We start from the raw sequence: 21,095 nt of genomic DNA on the forward strand, positions 1-21,095 counted from the left end.
GTGGCAGCGGGAAATAACGGTTGACGAGCCGGTCGGGGATTACGGATACTCTTGGGATGCTCTTTTGAAGCAGACGTCTCCGATAACCTTCCTGATCGATCGCGAATGAAAAAGACCCTCCTCTCGCTGGCCATCCTTTCCAGCTTCGCCGCACACGCGGACGAAGGCATGTGGATGCCGCAGCAGCTGCCACAAGTAGCCCAGCAACTGAAAGCCGCCGGCCTCGAACTCGACCCGGCCACGCTGACCAAACTGACCGAATTCCCGATGGGCGCGGTCGTGAGCCTGGGCGGCTGCTCGGCCTCGTTCGTCTCGCCGCAAGGCCTGATCGTCACCAACCACCACTGCGTCTACAACAGCGTGGCCGTCAACTCGACGCCGCAGCGCGACCTGCTGACCAACGGTTTCCTGGCGAAGAGCCTGGGCGAGGAACTGCCGGCCGCGCCGGGCAGCCGCGTGTTCGTGACGGAAGAAGTGGCCAACGTCAGCGACCAGATCATCGACGCCAAAGTGGCCAAGCTGACCGGCAAGGCGCGCATCGCCGCGATCGAAAAGAATCAAAAGGAAATGGTTGCCGCCTGCGAAAAAACGCCGGGCTACCGCTGCACCGTGGCCAGCTACTACGGCGGCCTCGAGTTCTATCGTTTGAAACAGCTGGAAATCCGCGACGTGCGCCTGGTGCACGCGCCGCCGTCGGGCGTCGGTAAATTCGGCGGCGACACCGACAACTGGATGTGGCCGCGCCATACCGGCGACTACGGTTTCTACCGCGCCTACGTGTCGAAAGACGGCAAGGCCGCCGACTACTCGGCCGATAACGTTCCTTACGTGCCGAAGCACTTCCTGAAAATCGCCAGCGAAGGCTCGAAGGAAGGCGATTTCATCATGGTCGTCGGCTACCCTGGCCGCACCAACCGCCACCGCCTGCCGTCGGAAGTGCAGTACACCTTCGACTGGAACTACCCGGCATTCGTGCAAGCCTCGGGTGACGTGCTCGCCATCATCGAGCGCGAAACCAAGAACGACCCGGCTGCAAAGCTGAAGTACGCCGGCCAGATCGCGGGCGTGAACAATTACTACAAGAACCGCAAGGGCATGCTGACCTCCTACGGGGAAAGCGACTTCCTGGCACGCAAGACCGCCGAGCACAATGCGCTGAAGTCCTGGGTCAACAGCGACGCGGCCCGTAAAAAACAGTTTGCCGGCGACATCGACGCCGTCGAAAAGCTGATCGCCGAGCGCGACGCCCACACCAAGGAAGGCTTCTACCAGGGCTATGCCCAGCCGCGCTTCCTGGGTTCGGCACGCACCCTGTACCGCCTCGCCAACGAGCGCACCAAGCCGGATGCCGAACGTAAATCGGGCTACCAGGAACGCGACATGGCGCGCATGACCTCGGTCATCACCGGCCAGGACCGCACCTACGACGAAAAAGTCGACAAGGCGCTGGTCATGCACTTCCTCACCAAGTACCTGGCCCAGCCGGCCAAGGAGCAGGACACTGCCTTCAACGCCGCCCTCGGCATCCGTTCCGGCATGAGCCAGGACGAACTGAAGGCCGCCGTCGACAAGGCCTATGCCGGTTCCAGGCTGGCCAACAAGGAAGAGCGCACCGCCTGGCTGAAGAAGACCCCGGCCGAGTTCAAGGCCGGCGACGACAGCTTCATCAAGGCAGCGGTCGCCATGTATGACGCCGACATGAAGGACGAAGCCAAGGAGGAAGAACTCGCCGGCAAAATCCAGAAGTCCTACGCGGCCTACATGAAAGCGAAGATCGCCTACATGAACAGCAAGGGCCAGGCCGTCTACCCGGACGCCAACGGCACCCTGCGCGTGACCTTCGGCAAGATCGCCGGCCGCGACCATGGCGCCGACGGCACCGGTTCGTGGACCGCGTTCACCACGGTCAAGGGCGTGGTCGCGAAGGCCACCGGCGAAGGCGAGTTCAACGCTCCAACCGCCCAGCTCGCGGCAATCAAGGCCAAAAACTTCGGCAAGTTCGTCGATCCTGCACTCAAGACGGTTCCTGTGAACTACCTGGCGACGCTGGACATCACGGGCGGCAACTCGGGTTCGGCAGCGCTGAACAAGCGCGGCGAGCTGATCGGCCTGGCCTTCGACGGCACCCTCGATTCCATCATCTCGGACTGGGATTTCAATGCGGCCAATACCCGCGACATCCAGGTCGATATCCGCTACATCCTGTGGAACATGAAGCATGTGGACAAGGCGGATAACCTGCTGAAGGAAATGAACGCGCTGTAATGTGAAGCGGCGCCACGGTGCCCGTTTCAAAATAAAAAGCCACGCTGCCGCAAGGCGCGTGGCTTTTTTTCGTCCCTCCGCGAAGTAGCGGAAGAAGTGCCACGATGTTTGCGCCGGAAATGAATCGATGGCGCGCAACCGGAGTGTCGCGATCCGTAGGGTGGACTCTTGAGTCCACGCGGTACCACGCATGCACATCGAAACGTGGCGCACAGCCCAGGAAGCGTACGTCAAGCGTTGATCGCAAGCGTTGGGGTATGCAAGGGTGCGTACCGCGTGGACTCGAGAGTCCACCCTACGGACTGTGCCCATGCTCTGGCACGCGTGGAGACGGGACTCCACCTACGCGTACCTCGGTTCGTAGGGTGGAGTCCTGACTCCACGCGGTCATCCAGGCTGCACCAAAAAAAAACGCCGCGTCGAGCGCGGCGTTGGTCATTACAGTTTCTTGTTCAGCCGGCTGTGCCGCACGCTGTACAGGAAATAGGTCGCCACCGTCGCCGCCATCCAGATGAAGAACACGCGGAAGGTTGCCAGCGGCAAGTCTTTCATGATGTACAGGCAGGCCAGGATCGACAGCCCCGGCACCACATACGGCCCGAAGGGCACGCGGAAGCCGTGCTCGGCATCCGGACCCTGCTTGGCGCGGATCACGGGCACCGCGATCGAGACGACGATGAAGGCCGTCAGCGTACCCATGCTGACCATGTCCCACAGGAAGGTCGAGTCGACCAGGCCGGCCACCAGGCCCACCACCAGGCAGACGATCAGCGTGTTCGACACCGGTGCGCCCGTGCGCGGATTGACCTTCTGGAAGGTCTTCGGGATCAGGCCGTCGCGGCTGATCGCGTACAGGATGCGCGTCTGGCCGTAGATCGTCACCAGGGTCACCGAGAACACGGAAACGACGGCGCCGGCCGACAGCACCAGCGCCGGCCAGGCTTTGCCGGTGACGTTCTGCAGGATCACCGACAGGCCGGCCTGCTGGCCTTCGAACAGGTGCGCCGGTTGCGCGCCCATCGCGGCCACGGCCACCAGCATGTAGAACAGGGTGACGATGACCAGCGCCGCCAGAATGCCGATCGGCACGTTGCGGCGCGGATTGTTGACTTCTTCGCCGGCGGTGGCGATGGTGTCGAGGCCGATGAAGGAGAAGAACACGGTGCCGGCCGCGGCCGTCACACCGGCCATGCCGGCAAAACCCTTGCTGTTGTCGGTATTGTAGAACGGGTGGAAATTGTTCACATCAAAACCGGAAAACGCGATCACCGAGAAGAAGGTCAGGATGGCCAGCTTGATGACGACCATGATGGCATTCGTCGTCGCCGATTCCTTGGTGCCGCGAATCAGGAGGATGCAGCACATGATCACCAGCAGCACCGGCGGCAAATTGAAATCGCCCGAGTGGACAGTCAGGTTGCTATGGTCCGAGACGAACATGGGCGAACGCAGCTGGGCCGGGATTTCCCAGCCAAGCGCATTTTGCAGGAAATTGTTCAGGTAGTCCGACCAGCCGATCGCCACCGCGCTGCCGGCCAGGCCGTATTCGAGCAGCAGGCAGGCGGCCACGATGAAGGCGGCGAATTCGCCGACCGTGGCGTAGGCAAACGAGTAGGATGAGCCCGATGCCGGCACGCGCCCGGCCAGCTCGGCATAGCACAGCGCCGTCAGGCCGGCGGTGATGGCGGCGATCAGGAAGGATAGAATGACGGCGGGCCCTGCTTTCGGCACCGCTTCGACCATCGTGAAGAAAATGCCGGTGCCGACAGTGGCGCCGACGCCGATCATGGTCAGCGGGAACAGGCCGAGCGTTCGGTTCAGGCCGCCGCCATGGGCCTGGCTGTCTTCGTGTGCACGTTCGGCCGGTTTGGTACGAATCAGCTTCTGCCCAAGTGTCAGATTCACAGTGTTCCTTTGTCGCGAGTGAGAAATGGCTGAGCTCGAAACGCCGCCAAAGTTCGCGATTATAGGGCCGATTCATGGGACCGTTCGGCTATGCTTGAGAAAATAGTTTTTCCTAAAGATGCATTTCCAATGCGTATTTAATGCGCTAAAATATGCCTGTTCTTTCCTGAAGACATCTTATGCGTCTGACCCGCTTTTCCGACATCGGTTTGCGCGTGCTGATTTACCTCGAGCGCGCCGGCGAACGCCCCCATCCGGTGACGGTTGCCGAGATCGCCAAGCAGTTCGCGATCCCGCAAAACCACCTGGTGAAAGTCGTCGGCCATCTGGCCCGCGTCGGCTGGGTACGCGCGCTGCGCGGACGCAACGGCGGCCTGCGCCTGGCGGCCGATCCGCATGTGTTGACGGTGGGCCAGGTGCTGCGCGAACTCGAAGGCGACGACGAACTCGTCGACTGCGAAGCGACCCGCTGCGCGCTGAGCCTCGATTGCCAGCTACGCGGACTGCTAAAAGCGGGCATGCGCGCCTTTTACGCGGAGATGGACCGCTACACGCTGGCGCGCATCACCGAAGGCGGCACCGGCGAGCAGATCGTCCGGATGCACAAGATGTTCTGGAATGGAACGACAGCTGGCACGGCTTAGAAGCCAGTCCGGCATGGAGCGCCCGAAGCGGGCGTTTTTTTGAACTGTAAAGTTGCATATTAAATGCAGCAATGAGGAAAACACGATGATCTCCGCCGCCTCCCGTCCGTATATCGATGCCAGCGTCCCCGTGCTGCGCGAACATGGTCTTGCCATCACCAGCCTGTTCTACAAGAACCTGTTCGCCGAGAACCCGCAGCTGACGCGCCTGTTCAACATGGGCAACCAGGCCAGCGGCGCGCAGCAGCAGTCGCTCGCTTCGGCCGTGTTTGCCTACGCGGCGAATATCGGCACGCCTGAAGCCTTGGGCCCGGTGGTCAAGCGCATCGTCCACAAGCACGTCTCGATCGGCATCCGCGCCGAGCACTACCCGATCGTCGGGCGCAACCTGCTGGCGGCCATTTCGGCAACCCTGGGCGAGGCGGCCACGCAACCCCTGCTCGACGCCTGGGCCGAAGCCTATGGTTCGCTGGCGAACCTGCTGATCGCGGCCGAAGCCGAGATGTACAGCACGGCCGGCATCGAGCCGGGCGAAACGCGCCCGATGCGCGTGACCGAGGTAACGCGTGAGAGCGCCAACGTGCTGTCGATCCGCTTCGTTCCCGCCGACGACCAGCCGCTGCCGCCGTTCAAGGCGGGCCAGTACGTCAGCGTCGCCGTCGACCTGCCGGGCGCGCGCCACCAGCTGCGCCAGTACAGCCTGTCGGACGCTTTCGGTAAAGACAGCCTGCGCATTTCCGTTAAACGCGAGGATGCGCTGGAAGCCGCGCCGGCCGGCGAAGTGTCGAACTGGATCCACGCCAACGTGCAAGCCGGCAGCGTGCTGCAGGTGACGCACCCGTTCGGCGAATTCACGCCGGACACCGAATCCGAAGCGCCGATCGTGCTGCTGTCGGCCGGCGTCGGCATCACGCCGATGGTCTCGGCGTTGAACCGCATCGCGCTGGTCCATCCGGAGCGCCGCGTCATCTTCGCCCACGCCGCGCGCGATGCGGCGCACCACCCGCTGCAGGCCGACCTCGCCGCTGCGCGCGCCATCATGCCGAACCTGCATGTCGCGATCTTTTACGAAGAGCTGGGCAGCGCCGCCGACGGCGTGATGGCCGGGCGCATGGACATCGCGCGCCTGCCGCAGTGGGACCTGGAGCAGACCGAAGTCTGGCTGTGCGGCCCACTGAAATTCATGCAGGCACAGTGGCTTGCGCTGCTCAATGCCGGCGTGCCGGCGCCGCGCCTGCACCGTGAAGTGTTTGGGCCGGATTTGCTGGATCACCTGCTGTAAGGTGTAATCGCGTCCAGGTGTTGGCTCGTGCTGACGTAGGGTGGGCGCCCCTGCGCCCACGCGTTTACGTGCGCATCCTTGCACTACATACGGTGACATGTCGCTCGCGCGGCGTCACCGTGCCACGATCATTCCGCGGCGCACGGATGCTGTGCGAGCGGATCGTCGCGGCTGCGTACTGCGTGAACCGTGCGTACCGCGTGGGCACGCGGCGCCCACCCTACATGTAAGGTACGCGCCAGCGCTACTTACAACATCTGCACGCCACGCCCGCCGACATCGCGCTGGGCCGGCTGCCCGTACACGCGGATCGGACCCGAACCGCTGGTGCGCGCAAACACCGACTGGCGCACGGTAGCGGAGATGCCGCCCGAGCCGCTGCTGGCCAAATCGCCCTGCTCCGTCGTCAAGCCCGCCAGGTCGGCGCTGCCCGAACCGCTGACGCGCACGTTCAGGCTGCGTACCGACCCGCTGGTGTGCACCGTCCCTGAACCGCTGATCCCGATGCGCGCGTTATCGCCGCGCACCTGGCCGAGGATCACCCCGCCCGATCCGCTGACATCGACATTCGCACTGCGCGCGCGCAGCTCGCCCGCCTCGATCTTGCCCGAGCCCGACACCTTCGCATCGAACTCGGCAACCTCGCCGGACAGGCGCGCCACGCCCGAACCACCGAGGCGCACCGACAGCGGTTCGCCGTTCAGGTCACGCACGGTGACATGGCCCGAGCCGCCCAGGTGCAGGTCGCTCAGGCGCGCCACCGTGTAGGTAATTTTCAGGGGTGTGGTGCTGCGCAGGCGGTTCCTGGTCTCGATGTACAGGGTCGCGCCGCGCGCCTCGGTCTTCACAAGGGGCAGCAGGTTGCTGTCGCCCTCCAGCACCAGCGACGGTGCGCCGCCGACGCGCACGTCGACGATCATCGAACCGCCCACGTCCAGCCCGGGGACCGGCGCCACGCTGCGCGTATCGCGTGCGGCGATGCCGTTGCCCTCGATCGTCCCCGCGTTCAGCGGGGTATATACCTGGTAATCCTTGCCGCCATCGCCGGACGGGGTGGCAATGACGATGCAGCCGCCGAGGGCGGCGACGCAGGCAAGGGCGAGCAAGTTACGCATGGAGGACCTCTGTAGTCGTGGTGAGGCGCGGGTGCGCCGATGATCCACTCTAGAGCGAGTCCCTCCTGCCGTCGCGCCGGCTGCGACGAACTGCGCATTTCACGCCCTGGAGCGTGAAAAGGCGGTGTTCAGCGCTGCCCGAGGCGCGTCTCGCCGAACAGCGTCTTGTACTGGTGCGGCTGCGAACGCCAGTATTGCGGCGGCGCAGCCACCTGCGCGCCCAGTTCGGCCGCGGCATGCCATGGCCAGCGCGGGTCGTACAGCATCGCGCGCGCCAGTGCCACCACGTCGGCCTGGCCGGAACGCAGGATGTGCTCGGCCTGCTGCGGCTCGGTGATCAGGCCGACGCCGATGGTCGGCATGCTCGTCTCGCGCTTGATGCGCTCGGCAAAGGCGATCTGGTAGCCGGCGCCGACCGGGATCTTCTGCAAGGGCGAGACGCCGCCGCTCGACACGTGGATGAAGTGGCAGCCCAGCTTTTCCAGCGCATGCGCAAACTGCACGCTCTGCTCCAGGTCCCAGCCGCCCTCGACCCAGTCGGTGGCCGAGATGCGCATGCCGACGCACATATCCGGCACCGCCGCGCGCACCGCTGCGCATACTTCGAGCGGGAAGCGCATGCGGTTGTCCAGCGACCCGCCGTACGCGTCCTCGCGCCTGTTCGCCAGCGGAGAGAGGAACTGGTGCAGCAGGTAGCCATGGGCGCCGTGCAGTTCGATGGCGTCCAGGCCGAGTTTTTGTGCGCGCAGTGCGGCGTCGACGAAGCCCTGTTTGATGCGCTGGAGGCCCTCGCTATCGAGCGCCAGCGGCACGCTCTCGCCTTCGGCATGCGGCACGGCGGACGGTGCCACCGTCTGCCAGCCGCCCGGCTGGTCCGGATGAATGTTGGCGCCGCCTTCCCAGGGCGCGGCGCTCGACGCCTTGCGGCCGGCGTGCGCCAGCTGGATGCCGATCTTGATCGGCGCATGGCGGCGCATCGCGGCGATCACGGGTTTCAAGGCCTCCAGGTGGGCATCGGACCACAGGCCCAGGTCGCCCGGCGTAATGCGTCCTTCCTCCGTGACGGCGGTCGCCTCGATGATCAGGAGCGCGGCGCCCGACAGGGCCAACTGGCCGAGGTGGATCATGTGCCAGTCGGTGGCCAGGCCCGCGTCGGCCGAGTACTGGCACATGGGGGCGATGGCGATGCGGTTAGTGAGTGCTAGTGGTCCGAGTTGGCAGGGGGTGAACAGCATGCTCATGGAAAGGCTCCGGTCTTGTACAAAGGGCCAGTCTAGCGAACATGGGGGGATTCTGCAGATGCCGTACGCGTGGGCATGCCCACCCTCCGGTGCACAGGGGCCAGCGGCTGTCGTGTAACGTAGGGTGGGCATGCCCACGCGTCACGGAACGCGTGAATGGCTGCGGAAATAAAAAACGCCGCGGATGCCGCGGCGTTTCGATCAATTCACACGCACCACCATCAAGCCGGCGCGCAATCCAACCCGCACGTCCGGATTCGGGAACACCACCATCTCCTCCTCGTGGAACACCGAATACACGGTCTCTCCATCGGTGGCGATCACTTCTCCCCGCTTGAGCGATGCAAAATTCGGCGTCTCGCGACTAAAACCCATCTGGAAACTGTCGGACAGTTTAACGATCTCCTGCGCCACCTTGAACACATGCGGCTCCGTCTTCGCCGCGACCTGCTCGCCGCGCAGCAAGGCGTCCAGCGCCGCGGACGCATCGGCAAACTGCTCCAGGTTGTTCCGGCCCAGCGTGCCCACCCGCCCCAGCTCCACGGTGCTGCCCGCCGCCGCGTGGTACTCGCTCGAATAATAGCTAAAGGTACCGGCCGACTTCGGGTTCATGACGATCGCGCCGATCGCCGCCTGTCCCAGCCAGTCGATCAGCGCTTCCTTGCCGTGGTCGGCGATCAGGTCCGGCACGATCGCGAACATCGGATAGTGCGAGGCGCGGATCGCCGTGTGCAGGTCGAGGTGCCAGCGCACCGGGCCGGTGCCGGCAAAAAAAGCATCGGTGGCGGCGATCAGCTCGTCGGCCCGTGCCGCTTCCGCGGTGCCGGCGAGCGCGCCCCGATCCGCCCTGAACATGCGGTTCAAGTCGGCGTCGATAAAACGCTTGCCGGCGGCGATCGCGTCGATGTTGCCGACGCAAAGCATCAGGTCCACCGCCAATGCCGCTGGTGCGCGCGAGAGGGAGTCGAGCAAATGGGCGACCATTTCGATCGGCCCGGTCTCGTCGCCATGCACGCCTACCGACAGCAGCACCGCCGGCCGGGTCACGGGCTGCACGCCCTTCACCGTCAGGATGCCCTTCGCAGGCATCCCGACCACGAAGCCGGCATCGCGGAAGCGCTGCGCGACCGTGCCGAAATCGGCTTCGGCCAGCGCGCGCACCGCGCCAGACACCACAGGGGTCAAGGGCGCGCTCATCGCTTATGCCGCCAGGCGTTCGGGGTTCGAACCTTCCGACAGCGACCAGACGTCCAGCATTGCCTGTTCGAGGTCGGTGGCCGGCGCATAGCCGGTGAGGCCCATATCCGCGGTCACCTTGTCGACCGCCGCCAGCGCATCGCCGCTGCCGGCACGCTCGATCACCTGCAGCAGCAGGCGCTGCTGGGTGCGGCGCAGTGCCTGCATCGCGTAGTTGCGCAGCTGTTCCTGCGACTTGCTCTGCGGCGGCAGCTTCAGGCCGCGCTCGAGCGTGTCGATACCGGCCTTCTCGCGCAGCGCCATGCCGACCTGCAGGAACTGGGCCAGCGACATGCCGCTCGGGCGCTGCACGGAGACGGCAGCAAACAGGAAGGTCGCCAGCGACTCGATCGTCTCGACCGACTTCCAGGCCTGCACGAAGCCGGCGTTCAGGCCCGCATGGCCGTCCGCTTCCGACTTGGCCGGCATCAGCTGGCGCAGCTGCTCGCTGTTCGAGAACAGCGCGGTCAGCTCGGCCATGCCATCAAGACCTGCCGGCAGCGACAGCACGCCTTCGATCACGGCGCGCAGCAGCGCACGGGTGCGCTGGTCGACCGCGATCGAGACTTCACGCGGCACGTTCAGGGCATCGGCGTCGAGCGCGTCGAACACCGGCGCCAGGTTCAGCGCCGACCAGGCGCGGCCCCAGGCTTTGATGACTTCCGCCTCGTCGACGCGGTGTTCGCTTGCCAGGTCGCGGATCATCAGCGGACCGCAACGGTTGACCGCTTCGTTCGCCAGCACGGTGGCCAGGATCGCATTGGCCAGCGGGTGATCGAGCGGATCGCGGGTCGCGACCAGCTGCGCCGGGAAGTACGGGCGCAGCAGCGTGTCGGCCCATGGTTCGTCGGTCAGCGGCAGCGTGGCCAGGATGCGTTTGAAGCGGTTCTTCACGTTCGCAACGACGACCGCCAGTTCCGGCGCGGTGAGGCCGACGCCCAGCGCTTTGCGGCGCTGCAGTTCGGTGTCGGTGGGCAGCTGTTCCAGCTCGCGCGAGACGGCGCCCTCGCCTTCGAGGCTGGTGATCAGCGCGGCGTAGCTGTCGACGACGGAACCGTTGCCCTGCGCCTGCACTTCGCGCGTCAGCAGGCGGGTCTGCTGCGTGTTGTCGCGCAGGACCAGCTTCTCGACGTCGCCGGTCATCTCGTTCAGGATGCGGTTACGGTCGGCTTCAGGCAGCTTGCCGGCATTGACTTCGGTGTCGAGCCAGACCTTGAGGTTGACTTCGTGGTCCGAGCAATCCACGCCGGCCGAGTTGTCGATCGCATCGGTGAAGATGCGTCCGCCGGCGAGGGCGAATTCGATACGGCCGGCCTGGGTCGCGCCCAGGTTGCCGCCTTCGGACACCACCTTGCAGCGCAGTTCATTGCCGTTGACGCGGATGCGGTCGTTGGCGCGATCCTTCACCTGCGCATGCGTCTCAAGCGATGACTTGATATAGGTACCGATGCCGCCGTTGTAGAACAGGTCCACGGGCGCGAGCAGGATGCGGTGCATCAGTTCTTCCGGCGCCAGCGCCGTCTCTTCGATGTCGAGCGCAGCGCGGATCTGCGGCGACATTTCGATCGAACGGGCCGAACGCGGGAAGACGCCGCCGCCGGCCGAGATCAGGGACTTGTCGTAGTCTTCCCACGACGAACGCGGCAGCGCGAACATGCGCTGGCGCTCGGCGAACGAGGCCGCGACGTCCGGATTCGGATCGAGGAAGATGTGGCGGTGGTCGAACGCGGCCAGCACTTTCAATTGACGCGACAGCAGCACGCCGTTGCCGAACACGTCGCCCGACATGTCGCCGACGCCGACCATCGTGATCGGGGTCGTGCTCATGTCGTGGCCGATTTCGTAGAAGTGGCGTTTCACCGCTTCGAAGGCGCCCTTGGCGGTGATGCCCATCTTCTTGTGGTCGTAGCCGTTCGAGCCGCCCGAGGCAAAGGCGTCGCCCAGCCAGAAGCCGCGCTGGACGGCGATGCCGTTGGCGATGTCGGAGAAGGTCGCGGTGCCCTTGTCGGCGGCGACCACCAGGTACGGATCGTCCTGGTCGTAGCGCACGGTGCTTTCCGGCGCCACGATCGCGCCGCGCACGCGGTTGTCGGTCACTTCCAGCAGGCTGGCGATGAACAGGCGGTACACGGCTTCGCCCTCGGCCGCCACGGTTTCACGCACGGCGTCTTTCGGCATCTGCTTGCACACGAAGCCGCCCTTCGAGCCGGCCGGCACGATGACGGCATTTTTCACCATCTGCGCCTTCACCAGGCCCAGCACCTCGGTGCGGTAGTCTTCCATGCGGTCCGACCAGCGCAGGCCGCCGCGGGCAACCGGGCCGCCGCGCAGGTGCAGGCCCTCGAAGCGGCGCGAGAACACGTAGATCTCGCGGTACGGACGCGGTTCCGGCGCCAGCGACAGGTTGCTGGTGTCGAACTTGAAGATGATTTTTTCGCCGTCGTTCTGGAAGTAGTTGGTGCGGACGGTTGCCAGCGCCAGCTCGACCAGGGCGGCCATGATTTCTTCGGTGTCGGCGTGGTTCACGCTCGACAGGCCGGCCTTCAGCGACGCCAGTTTCGCCGTGCCTTGCGCGCGTTCGGACTCCGACAGGGCCGGGTTGAAGCGCTGCAGGAAAGCGGTGACGAATTCCTTCACCAGGACCGGCTGGCCGCGCAGCGTCTCGGCCATGTAGCGCACCGAGAACTTCGAGCCGAGCTGGCGCCAGTAGCTGATATAGCCGCGCACCAGCTGCACTTCGCGCGTCGACAGGCCGCCTTCGATGGTGAGGCCGTTCAGGCGGCCGTCTTCGGCTTCGTCGTTGAACAGCGCCGTGAACAGTTCTTCGGCCACCGGCGCGATCCCGTCCTTGACCAGCTTGGCGCCGCTCTCGTCGTCCACCGCCAGTGCGGTGACGTGGCGGCGCACGCCGTCGGCGGTCGTGATCGACCAGGTCTGCTCGCGGTCGACCGCGATGCCGGCGTTCTGCAGGGCCGGCAGGATGCGCGACAGCGACGGCACGTTCTCGCCCGAGTACAGGCGGATCGAGGCGTCGCGGGCGGCGTTGCCCTCGCCGCTGCCAGGTTCGATGCGCACGGCCACGCGGTCGTGCTGGCCGTTGTTCAGCATGGCCTGCAGGTCGCGGAAGGCGATGTCCGGCGCAGTCGCGGTGACAAAGGAGACCGGCAGGTTGGCGCCGAATTTGCGCAGGCTGCTGCGCTGCGCATGGTCTTCCACGGCGTTGGTCAGGGCGCCGAAGCGGTCGTGCCAGCCGTCCAGCACCGCCAGCAGCGGCTGCTGGATGTCGGTCTCGAGGTCGAGCGGATAGCGCGCGCCGTGCGCGATCAGGTAGACGCGGGCCAGCGGGCCGTCGGCCACCATGGTCTGGATGCGTACTTCGCGCGCGCCCGAGCTTTCTTTCAGCGCTTGCGCCAGGCTGGACGCCATCACGGCGCTGTAGCGCTCGCGCGGCAGGTAGACCAGCGCGTTCAGGTGGCGGCCATAGACGTCGCGGCGCGCGAAGACCTTCGGGCGCGGCTGCTTGTACATCGACACCACCGAGCTGCACACCTGCGCCAGCCATTCCGGATCGGCTTCGAGCGCTTCGGTGCGCGGCAGCGATTCGAGGATCTCGAGGAATTTCTCGGCGCGGAAGCCTTCCTGGCGCACACCGGCCAGGCTCAGGACTTTCGCGACGCGGCCACGCGCGAACGGCAGGCGTGCCAGCGGGGTCGCCGTGGCGGCGCGGGTGAACAGGCCGACGAAGCAGTGCTCGCCCAGGATGTTCCCTTGCGCGTCGGTGTTGCGCACGCCGATGAAGTCGAGCGGCTGGTCGCGGTGCAGCGTGCCTTCGACGTCGGCCTTCACGATCGACAGGGTTTCGGCGCGGCCGGACAAGGTATTCAGTTCGCCCGGGATGTTGGCCAGGCAGGTGCCGTAGACCGGGTGCGCCGTATCTTTCAGCACGCCGATGCGGCTCGGGATGTCGCGCACCAGCTGGGCCTGGCCCGGCTGGACAACATAGTAGGCGTAGCCGAAGGGCTCGAAGCCTTCGTTCTTCGCCCATTCGAGGAAGGCGGCGACTTCCTGGCCGGCCGGGGTACCGTGGGCGCTTGCTGCGGCAGCCACTTCGGTCATGCGGTCGCCCATGGCGAGGGCATCGCGGTGCACGATGGCGGCGTCGTCGGCCACCATGCGGATGCGCGCGGTCAGCTTGTCGAGTTCTTCGAAGGCGAGTTCGTCGTTCAGCAGCACGAGCACATAGGACTCGAGCGGTGCGCCGGGCGTGCCGACGGCGGTGACGATGCCGTTTGCGTCGCGCTGGACCGGCAGCACGGCGTTCATCACGCCGGCAGCCGTGACGCGCTCCTTGCGCAGGGCCATGACGAAGGAGTCGACCAGGTAAGGCATGTCCTGGTTGAGGATCAGCAGCGCGGTGGCCATGCCGCCCTTGGTGTCGGTGTAGCGCAGTTGCGCGATCTGGCAGCCGTGCGCGGTGCGCTTCGCGGCCTGCATGAAGCCGTCCCACAGGACGGGGGCCAGCGCTTGCGGCGCGGTACCGGCCAGATCTTCTTCGTCGAGGGAGCCGAGCCAGGCGCTGATCAGGGCGCGGACCTGTTCGGTCGCGCCGGCGGCTGGCTGGCTGGTCACCAGGTTCAGGGTCTGGGTACGCAAATCTTGCGGCATGTCTTTCATCGTTGCTTCTCCAAAGCGAGTGTTGTCGCCCGTTGGCGCTACGGCTTGTGGCTTTGCGCGCAACCGGCGTTTGGTGGACAGGGTTGTCCCGTCCAGGTCCTTGGCTTCCTTGTCCCGGAAGCTTGTCATTCGTTGTTGGGTCGGGGCGGTGCGTTGTGCGCCAGGCCTCGGTTCTTTGCTGCTGTTTGCGGCTCTCTGATTCCGTACCGCGTGGGCATGCCCACCCTACGTTATGCCGCCGTTCGCGGCGCACTTGCGTGACGCGTTATCTGTTTTCTACTGCCGTACCGCGTGGGCATGCCCACCCTACGTTATGCAACTGCCACGGACTGCGGTGCACCGTATGGGGTCATGGTGGCCAATGGCCGCCATGACGGGTTCACCGGGCATGCCCACGCGTTTGCACCGCCCGATCAACGGCAAATTAACTAAAATCGTACAAGCCCGGCAAACCGAGAATCCGCTCCAATGCTTCCAACGCAATCGTGCACTCGATCGCCAACTGCGGGTCCGCCAGGTCCTTCGGCTCCACCCGATCCCGGTAATGCTGCTCGACCCAGGCCACCAGCTGCGCGTACAGCGTTTCCGTCATGATCACGCCCTGGTGCATCGCGGCTGCCTGGTCGTCCGTCAGCGCTACGCGCAAACGCAGGCAGGCCGGCCCGCCGCCGTTGCGCATGCTCTGGCGCAGGTCGAATTCGAGCAGTTCGTCGATCGGCCCGCCACTCGCGACCAGCCCGGCCAGGTAAGCGGCCACCGCCGCATTCTCGCGGCACTCGTGCGGCACCAGCAGCGCCATGCGTCCGTCCGGCTTGCTCAAGAGCTGGCTGTTGAACAGGTAGCTCGCCACCGCATCGGCCACGGGCACCATGCCGCCGGCCACACGTACCGGCACGAAGTCGGCGCCGACAGTCGCCACCGAACGGCGCAGCGCGTCAATGGTCGAGGCCTCGTCGGCAAACGCTTCCTCATGATAGAACAAGACGTTGCCGTTGCCGACCGCGATGACGTCGTTATGGAACACGCCCTGGTCGATGACGTCCGGGTTCTGCGCCGCGAACACGGTACGCGCCGGGTCGAGGCCGTGCAGGCGCGCCACCGCTTGCGAGGCTTCCAGCGTCTGGCGTGCCGGGTATTTTTTCGGGAACGGCGCCGACGGATCGAATTCCACACGTCCATACACGAAGAACTCGACACCCGCCGCGCCGTGATTCGCGGCGAAACGCGTGTGGTTCGCCGCGCCCTCGTCACCAAAAGCCGGCGTCGGCGGCAGCGGGTCGTGCACGACGAAGTGATCGTGGTCCGCAAACATCGCGCGCAGCGTGCGCGTGGCTTGCGCATGCTCTTCCGAGCGGTGCAATTTATTGTTCAGGTTCGCGGCGGTGAAGTGCACACGGCCGTCGCGCGTGTCGGCCGACGGGCTGACGGTGGCCGCGTTGGCGGTCCACATCGGCGCGGCGGACCAGGCGCAGGACAGGATCACCGGGGCTTCCTTCCAGGCTTGCGCCAGCACGTCGGCATCGGTGCCCGAGAAGCCCAGGCTGCGCAGCAGGCGGAAGTTGGGGCGTGCCTGCGGCGGCATCACGGCCTGCGCGAAGCCGCGCGCGGCCAAATCGCGCATCTTGGCCAGGCCCTGCAGCGCGGCCAGGCGCGGGTTCGAGCTGCTCCGCACATTGCTGAACGAGGCGACGTTGCCGAACGAGAGGCCGGCGTAGTTATGGGACGGGCCAACCAGGCCGTCGAAATTGAATTCGCGAGCGTTGCGCATGATTTAGAAAGTTAGTCCCGGCGACAGCTTGGCCGGCATCTCGAGTTCGGAGGTTTCGATCGAAGCGACCGGATAGGCGCAGTAGTCGGCCGCGTAGTAGGCGCTCGGGCGATGGTTGCCCGATTTACCCACGCCGCCGAAGGGCGCCGAGCTGGCCGCGCCCGTGGTCGGGCGGTTCCAGTTGACGATGCCGGCGCGGGCGCGCACCGCAAAGCGCTTCCACAACTCTTCCGATGGCGACAGCAGCGCGGCAGCCAGGCCGAATTCGGTGGCATTCGCGGCCTTGACCGCCTCGTCGAAATCTTTTACGCGCACGACCTGCAGCAGCGGGCCGAACCACTCTTCGTCCGGAATGCCCTTTGCATCGGTCACGTCGACGATGCCGGCGGTGACGAAGCCCGCGTTCGGATCGAGCTGGCGCATTTGCAGCAGCACCTTGCCGCCCTTCGCTGCCATCTCGGCCTGCGCCTGCACCAGGCGTGCGGCCACGGCGCTTGATACCACGGGGCCCATGAAGGGCTGCGGCTCGGCGTTCGAGGCGCCGACCTGCAGTTTGGCTGCCACTTCGACCAGGCGGTCAATCAAAGCCTGGCCCTTTTCACTGTCCTGCACGATCAGGCGGCGGGCGCAGGTGCAGCGCTGGCCGGCCGAGATAAAGGCCGACATCACGGCATGGTGCACGGCGGCGTCGATGTTCTCCACATCCCAGACGACAAGCGGATTGTTGCCGCCCATTTCCAGCGCCAGCATTTTGCCCGGCTGGCCGCCGAACTGTTTATGCAGCGCGGCGCCGGTCTGGCTGCTGCCGGTGAACAGCACGCCGTCGATCCGCGGGTCCTGGCCGAGGGCGATCCCGGTGTCGCGGCCGCCGTTGACCAGGTTCAGCACGCCAGCTGGCAAGCCGGCCTGCTCCCACAGCTGCACGGTTTTGACGGCCGTGCGTGGCGCATATTCGCTCGGCTTGAAGACGACCGTGTTCCCGGCGATCAGGGCCGGCACGATGTGGCCGTTCGGCAGGTGGCCCGGGAAGTTATAGGGGCCGTAGACGGCGAACACGCCGTGCGGGCGGTGGCGCAGCACGGCATTGCCGTCGGCGACCTTGGCCGCTGATTCACCGGTACGCGCGCCATACGACTGCACCGAGATATCGATCTTGTTCGCCATGGTCGCCACTTCCGTGCGCGCTTCCCACAGCGGCTTGCCGACTTCTTCGGCGATGATCGCCGCCAGTTCTTCCGCGTGCTCTTTCAGCAGGTCGCGAAAACGGGTAGCGATGGCGATGCGCTCTTCCAATGGGCGCAATGCCCAGGCTTCGAAGGCGCCATGTGCGGCCTGCGCGGCACGCGCGACATCGTCCGCGTTTGACTCCTTGCTGGTCCAGGTCTGGCGGCCATTCGACGGGTCGACTGTGACCAGCTCCGCGCCACTTCCCGCAGACCATTCGCCATTGATGTAGTTCGACAGGTTAGCCATTGTTCTTCCTTACGTTAAGTGACAGCGTGCGCACCGGCTCGCCCGCCTGGACGCGCAGCAGCGCCAGTTCCTGCGCCGACAGGTGCACTTCGGCGCCATCGATCGTCGTCTGCGCCAGCACCATCCTGAAATCGTCGAGCTTCGTGTTCGACACCAGCAGCCATTCGGTTTCGCCTTCCGCCCGGCCCTCAGTCGCCACCCGCAGCACGCTGTCGCGCACCGAGCGCAGTTCTTTTACGCGCCCCTGCAGCACCGGGCCGGCATCGAAGATGTCGACATAACCCTCGTAGTGCATGCCCTCCTGCTCCAGCAGTTTCCTGGCCGGCAGGGTCGAGCGGTGCACCTGGCCGATGACTTCGCGCGCCGACTCGGGCAGGTAGTCCACGTACAGCGGCTGCCTCGGCATCAGCTCGGCGATAAAGGACTTCTTGCCCATCGCGGTCAGGCCGTCGACGTGGTTGAAATCCATCTTGAAGAAGTGGCGTCCCAGGCCCTCGTAGAACGGGCTGGTGCCGTCTTCCAGCAGGTAGCCGCGCATCTCGGCGATGATCTTTTCGGTGAACAGCTGCTGGAACTGGGCGATGAACAGGAAACGGCTTTTAGAGAGCCACTTGCCGTTATAGCCCTTGCGGTAATCCGGCTGCAGGAACAGCGAGCACAGTTCGGTCGCGCCGGTGAGGTCGTTCGAGAGGTACAGCGTCTCCATGCGCGAAAACACGTTCAGCTCGCGGCAGGAGTGCACCAGGGTGCCGATGCGGTAGTTATAGAACGGTTCGTTCATCCCGACGGCGGCCTTGATGGCGCAGACCCCGGCCAGCTTGCCGGTCTCGGTGTCTTCCAGCACGAACATGTAGTCGCGCTCTTCGGGCGGAATCGTTTCCTGGAACGAGGCGACGGCGCAGGCGACGCGGTCGCCCAGCATTTTCCGGTCCGGTTTCAGGGTGGTCATGCCACCGCCGACTTCGCGCGCCATATCGATCAGCGGGTCGAGGTCCGAGGCAGCAATGGAGCGAATAACGAGCATGGTGCCTCTCTCAGATTCTGACGCAGGTGACGGTGTCGCCCAGCGTCACGCCCAGCGCCTGCTGTGCCGCGGCAGGCAGGCACAGGGCGTCGGACGTGTCGCAAGGAGGACAGGCCACGGTGATGGCGCGGAAGCGCTCGGCGTTCGTCGCCACCGCATAGGTGACGAGCTGGTCCCCGCTCCCGCGCGAAGCGTTTTCAACGCGGCGCTTCTGCGAGCCGCAGAACGAGCGCAGCGACATCTTGTGCGCGGCCAGGATCGGGCCGCCGTCGAAGATGTCGACATATTCGTCCGCTTCGAAACCCTCGGCGGTAAGCAGGTCGAAGGCGAGCTGGCCGTTCGGATGGATCTGTCCCATTGCCGCCTGGGCGTCGCCCGGCAGCAGCGGCACATAGACTGGATAGTGCGGCATCAGCTCGACGATCATGGTGCGGTTGCGCGCGCCGCCGATGACGCGTTCGGCATCGAGGAAATCCATCTTGAAGAATTTCCGGCCCAGCGCATTCCAGAACGGCGACTCGCCGTCGGAATCGGTAACACCGGCCAGCGGCACGAAGAAACGGTCGCCAAAGCGGTGCGGCGCCAGCACCGCGTAGAGCAGGCGCGCACGCGACAACAGGGCCGCCTCGATGCCGGCCTGCGCACGGTCGCGCAGGTGGAAACCGGCCAGCTGCGAGCAGGCCGTCAGTTCGGAACAAAGCGTCAATGCGTGCACGCTGTGCGAGATATTCAGGTCGCGCGAGACTTGCTGGATCACGTCGTTGCGGAACGCAAAATACGTGCCGTTCGAGCCAGCCGACGCGTGCACGGCGGCCGTGCCGACGACCTCGCCGTTGCTCGAATCTTCCAGCACGAACAGGTAGGACTCCTCGCTCGGGATATCGACTTGGGCCGCGAAGGACGCGACCGAACGCTCGACGAACGCGGCGATCGTGTCGCGCGTGCGCGGCAGCGTGTGCACGCCGGGCGTCATGACGGCGGCCAGCGTTTCCAGCGCGTCGACATCCGCAAGTTCTACCGGACGGACAACATACATGGGGTCTCCCTTGGAGGGTCAGTGCGAACGGGTCCCGGCCCCCGCTCTACAGGACAGGCCGGGACATACTGCAAGCGCGGGCTTTACGCGGCGGCGAGGAATTCGTCGACGGCCGCGCGCAGGATGCGATCGGCTTCCGCGATCTGCACATCCGACACGATCAGCGCCGGCGCCATGCGGATCACGTCGGGACCGGCGATCAGCAGCATCAGGCCCATCTTCTCGGCGATCTTGGTGACGTCCTTGGCGCGGCCTTTGAATGCGCCGGCCAGCGGCAGGCCGATGAGCAGTCCCATGCCGCGCGCCTTGCCGAACAGCTGCGGATAATCGGCGGTCAGCTTCTCCAGGTTGGCGAAGATCTTCGCGCTGGCTTCCTTGACACGCGCGAGGAAGGCCGGCTGGTTGATCTGCTCGACCACGTTCAGCGCGACGGTCGCCGCCAGCGGATTGCCGCCGTAGGTGGTGCCATGCGAACCGACGTTGAAGTGCTGGGCGATTTCCTCGGTGGTCAGCATCGCGGCGACCGGATAGCCGTTACCCAGGGCCTTGGCGCTGGTGAGGATGTCCGGAATGACCGGGGTGTCCATGTAGGCGTAGAAGGAACCGGTACGGCCCACGCCCGACTGCACTTCGTCGAAAATCAGCAGCGCGCCGGTCTGGTCGCACAGCTCGCGCAGCGCTTCCAGGAAGGCGTGATCGCCCGGGATGACGCCGCCCTCGCCCTGGATCGGCTCGACGATCACGGCAGCGACATCGTCGAGGATCGCGGCGCGCGCGGCGGCGATGTCGTTGTACGGGATGTGGTTGATTTCCTGCGGCAGCGGCTCGAAGCCTTCGGTGTACTTCGGCTGGCCGCCGACCGAGACGGTGAACAGCGTGCGGCCGTGGAAGGACGACAGGCAGGAGATGATGCGCGATTTATGCGGGCCGAACTTGGTGTGCGCGTACTTGCGGGCCAGTTTCAGGGCCGCTTCGTTCGCTTCCGCGCCCGAGTTGCAGAAGAAGGCGCGGTCGGCGAAGGTCGCGTCGACCAGGGCCGTGGCCAGGCGCAGCACCGGCTCGTTGGTGTAGCCGTTACCGAGGTGCCACAGGGTGTTGATCTGCTTGGTCAGCGCGTCGACCAGCACCGGGTTGGCGTGGCCGAGGCTCGAGACGGCGATACCGGAAGTGAAGTCGAGGTAATGCTTGTCTTCCTGGTCCCACACGTCCAGGCCCGACGCGCGCACGGGCACCATCGCAGCCGGAGCGTAGGTCGGAACGAGGACTTCGTCGAAGGTCTGCCGAGTGACAGGCCGCGTTGTGACACCCGAATCAAGCTTTGCGTTCATGACTTTTTCCTCATCCGTAAGTAGTGACAGGCGCGCCGGGACGCGGGCGCCGAGTCTGGTCATTATAGGAAGAGAAGCTGCCAGGTTCTTGCGGAAGTGCGACG

General features: G+C 65.5%; 13 protein-coding genes. 3 read left to right on the forward strand and 10 right to left on the reverse strand.

The features are described from left to right. Nucleotides 1–105: 105 nt before the first annotated feature. On the forward strand, nucleotides 106–2,265 hold the full coding sequence (locus AC1MEM_RS01985) for a S46 family peptidase (protein ID WP_499475002.1): 2,160 nt from the start codon (nucleotides 106–108) through the stop codon (nucleotides 2,263–2,265). A 438-nt stretch (nucleotides 2,266–2,703) separates the two neighbouring features. Here AC1MEM_RS01985 and AC1MEM_RS01990 read toward each other — a convergent pair whose 3' ends face one another. Further along, nucleotides 2,704–4,170 (reverse strand): APC family permease, encoded by a 1,467-nt coding sequence (locus AC1MEM_RS01990; RefSeq protein ID WP_499475003.1) that lies wholly within the window; start codon nucleotides 4,168–4,170, stop codon nucleotides 2,704–2,706. A 179-nt stretch (nucleotides 4,171–4,349) separates the two neighbouring features. Between AC1MEM_RS01990 and AC1MEM_RS01995 the strand changes: the two genes are divergently transcribed. Then, nucleotides 4,350–4,814 (forward strand): RrF2 family transcriptional regulator, encoded by a 465-nt coding sequence (locus AC1MEM_RS01995; protein WP_499475004.1) that lies wholly within the window; start codon nucleotides 4,350–4,352, stop codon nucleotides 4,812–4,814. Nucleotides 4,815–4,899: 85 nt separating this feature from the next. Continuing rightward, the gene (locus AC1MEM_RS02000; RefSeq protein WP_499475006.1) at nucleotides 4,900–6,096 is read left to right on the forward strand and encodes a globin domain-containing protein; all 1,197 of its coding nucleotides are present in this window, start codon (nucleotides 4,900–4,902) and stop codon (nucleotides 6,094–6,096) included. Nucleotides 6,097–6,344: 248 nt separating this feature from the next. Here the strand turns inward: AC1MEM_RS02000 and AC1MEM_RS02005 are convergent, their stop codons facing one another. The 9 genes from AC1MEM_RS02005 to astC all read right to left on the reverse strand — a co-directional run bounded on the left by AC1MEM_RS02005 (nucleotide 6,345) and on the right by astC (nucleotide 20,991). Beyond that, nucleotides 6,345–7,211, reverse strand: coding sequence for a head GIN domain-containing protein (locus AC1MEM_RS02005; protein ID WP_499475007.1), 867 nt, complete (start codon nucleotides 7,209–7,211; stop codon nucleotides 6,345–6,347). Between the two features lie 128 nt (nucleotides 7,212–7,339). Beyond that, a complete protein-coding gene (locus AC1MEM_RS02010) occupies nucleotides 7,340–8,452 on the reverse strand; it encodes an NADH:flavin oxidoreductase/NADH oxidase (protein WP_499475008.1) in 1,113 nt (370 codons plus the stop codon). A gap of 201 nt (nucleotides 8,453–8,653) precedes the next feature. Beyond that, the gene (locus AC1MEM_RS02015) at nucleotides 8,654–9,649 is read right to left on the reverse strand and encodes a succinylglutamate desuccinylase (protein WP_499475009.1); all 996 of its coding nucleotides are present in this window, start codon (nucleotides 9,647–9,649) and stop codon (nucleotides 8,654–8,656) included. Nucleotides 9,650–9,652: 3 nt separating this feature from the next. Continuing rightward, a complete protein-coding gene (locus AC1MEM_RS02020) occupies nucleotides 9,653–14,362 on the reverse strand; it encodes an NAD-glutamate dehydrogenase domain-containing protein (protein ID WP_499475010.1) in 4,710 nt (1,569 codons plus the stop codon). Between the two features lie 424 nt (nucleotides 14,363–14,786). Next, the gene (astB, locus tag AC1MEM_RS02025; RefSeq protein ID WP_499475011.1) at nucleotides 14,787–16,130 is read right to left on the reverse strand and encodes an N-succinylarginine dihydrolase; all 1,344 of its coding nucleotides are present in this window, start codon (nucleotides 16,128–16,130) and stop codon (nucleotides 14,787–14,789) included. Nucleotides 16,131–16,133: 3 nt separating this feature from the next. After that, complete coding sequence (gene astD, locus AC1MEM_RS02030) at nucleotides 16,134–17,603, reverse strand: succinylglutamate-semialdehyde dehydrogenase (RefSeq protein ID WP_499475012.1); 1,470 nt, start codon at nucleotides 17,601–17,603, stop codon at nucleotides 16,134–16,136. After that, complete coding sequence (astA, locus tag AC1MEM_RS02035; RefSeq protein WP_499475013.1) at nucleotides 17,596–18,627, reverse strand: arginine N-succinyltransferase; 1,032 nt, start codon at nucleotides 18,625–18,627, stop codon at nucleotides 17,596–17,598. Before astA ends, astD begins: the two co-directional genes overlap by 8 nt. A 10-nt stretch (nucleotides 18,628–18,637) precedes the next feature. Next, nucleotides 18,638–19,663 carry an arginine N-succinyltransferase gene (locus AC1MEM_RS02040; protein ID WP_499475014.1) on the reverse strand — a complete coding sequence of 342 codons (1,026 nt, stop codon included), beginning with the start codon at nucleotides 19,661–19,663 and terminating at the stop codon, nucleotides 18,638–18,640. A gap of 83 nt (nucleotides 19,664–19,746) precedes the next feature. After that, nucleotides 19,747–20,991: an acetylornithine/succinylornithine family transaminase gene (gene astC / locus AC1MEM_RS02045; protein ID WP_499475015.1), complete on the reverse strand. Its 1,245-nt coding sequence runs from the start codon at nucleotides 20,989–20,991 to the stop codon at nucleotides 19,747–19,749. Nucleotides 20,992–21,095: the final 104 nt, after the last annotated feature.

This window comes from Telluria sp. AIW5 (genome assembly GCF_056680575.1).

Excerpts from the sequence above, each read along its gene's own strand:
- astC (WP_499475015.1), bottom strand. The coding sequence starts at position 20,991 with ATGAACGCAAAGCTTGATTCGGGTGTCACAACGCGGCCTGTCACTCGG.
- AC1MEM_RS02015 (WP_499475009.1), bottom strand. The coding sequence starts at position 9,649 with ATGAGCGCGCCCTTGACCCCTGTGGTGTCTGGCGCGGTGCGCGCGCTG.
- astD (WP_499475012.1), bottom strand. The coding sequence starts at position 17,603 with ATGGCTAACCTGTCGAACTACATCAATGGCGAATGGTCTGCGGGAAGT.
- astB (WP_499475011.1), bottom strand. The coding sequence starts at position 16,130 with ATGCGCAACGCTCGCGAATTCAATTTCGACGGCCTGGTTGGCCCGTCC.
- AC1MEM_RS01995 (WP_499475004.1), top strand. The coding sequence starts at position 4,350 with ATGCGTCTGACCCGCTTTTCCGACATCGGTTTGCGCGTGCTGATTTAC.
- AC1MEM_RS02040 (WP_499475014.1), bottom strand. The coding sequence starts at position 19,663 with ATGTATGTTGTCCGTCCGGTAGAACTTGCGGATGTCGACGCGCTGGAA.
- astA (WP_499475013.1), bottom strand. The coding sequence starts at position 18,627 with ATGCTCGTTATTCGCTCCATTGCTGCCTCGGACCTCGACCCGCTGATC.
- AC1MEM_RS02005 (WP_499475007.1), bottom strand. The coding sequence starts at position 7,211 with ATGCGTAACTTGCTCGCCCTTGCCTGCGTCGCCGCCCTCGGCGGCTGC.
- AC1MEM_RS02000 (WP_499475006.1), top strand. The coding sequence starts at position 4,900 with ATGATCTCCGCCGCCTCCCGTCCGTATATCGATGCCAGCGTCCCCGTG.
- AC1MEM_RS02010 (WP_499475008.1), bottom strand. The coding sequence starts at position 8,452 with ATGAGCATGCTGTTCACCCCCTGCCAACTCGGACCACTAGCACTCACT.
- AC1MEM_RS02020 (WP_499475010.1), bottom strand. The coding sequence starts at position 14,362 with ATGAAAGACATGCCGCAAGATTTGCGTACCCAGACCCTGAACCTGGTG.
- AC1MEM_RS01985 (WP_499475002.1), top strand. The coding sequence starts at position 106 with ATGAAAAAGACCCTCCTCTCGCTGGCCATCCTTTCCAGCTTCGCCGCA.